General features: G+C 51.9%; 1 rRNA gene. It reads right to left on the reverse strand.

Going from position 1 to position 1011, the window contains the following annotated elements:
- Positions 1–1001: ribosomal RNA gene (locus O0880_RS28095) — 16S ribosomal RNA — on the reverse strand; the annotation flags it as partial.
- Positions 1002–1011 lie beyond the last annotated feature (10 nt).

Genomic DNA, 1011 nt, shown 5'->3' on the forward strand with positions numbered 1-1011 from the left:
GGATTCCAGCCATGTCAAGGGTAGGTAAGGTTTTTCGCGTTGCATCGAATTAATCCACATCATCCACCGCTTGTGCGGGTCCCCGTCAATTCCTTTGAGTTTTAATCTTGCGACCGTACTCCCCAGGCGGTCTACTTCACGCGTTAGCTGCGTTACCAAGTCAATTAAGACCCGACAACTAGTAGACATCGTTTAGGGCGTGGACTACCAGGGTATCTAATCCTGTTTGCTCCCCACGCTTTCGTGCATGAGCGTCAATCTTGACCCAGGGGGCTGCCTTCGCCATCGGTGTTCCTCCACATATCTACGCATTTCACTGCTACACGTGGAATTCTACCCCCCTCTGCCAGATTCTAGCCTTGCAGTCTCCAATGCAATTCCCAGGTTGAGCCCGGGGATTTCACATCAGACTTACAAAACCGCCTGCGCACGCTTTACGCCCAGTAATTCCGATTAACGCTTGCACCCTACGTATTACCGCGGCTGCTGGCACGTAGTTAGCCGGTGCTTATTCTTCAGGTACCGTCATTAGCAAGAGATATTAGCTCTCACCGTTTCTTCCCTGACAAAAGAGCTTTACAACCCGAAGGCCTTCTTCACTCACGCGGCATTGCTGGATCAGGCTTTCGCCCATTGTCCAAAATTCCCCACTGCTGCCTCCCGTAGGAGTCTGGACCGTGTCTCAGTTCCAGTGTGGCTGGTCGTCCTCTCAGACCAGCTACTGATCGATGCCTTGGTAGGCTTTTACCCTACCAACTAGCTAATCAGATATCGGCCGCTCCACGAGCATGAGGTCTTGCGATCCCCCACTTTCATCCTTAGATCGTATGCGGTATTAGCGTAACTTTCGCTACGTTATCCCCCACTCTAGGGTACGTTCCGATATATTACTCACCCGTTCGCCACTCGCCACCAGAGCAAGCTCCGTGCTGCCGTTCGACTTGCATGTGTAAGGCATGCCGCCAGCGTTCAATCTGAGCCAGGATCAAACTCTTCAGTTTAATCTCTGTT

This window comes from Janthinobacterium sp. SUN118 (genome assembly GCF_030397695.1).
Taxonomy (GTDB): domain Bacteria; phylum Pseudomonadota; class Gammaproteobacteria; order Burkholderiales; family Burkholderiaceae_D; genus Janthinobacterium.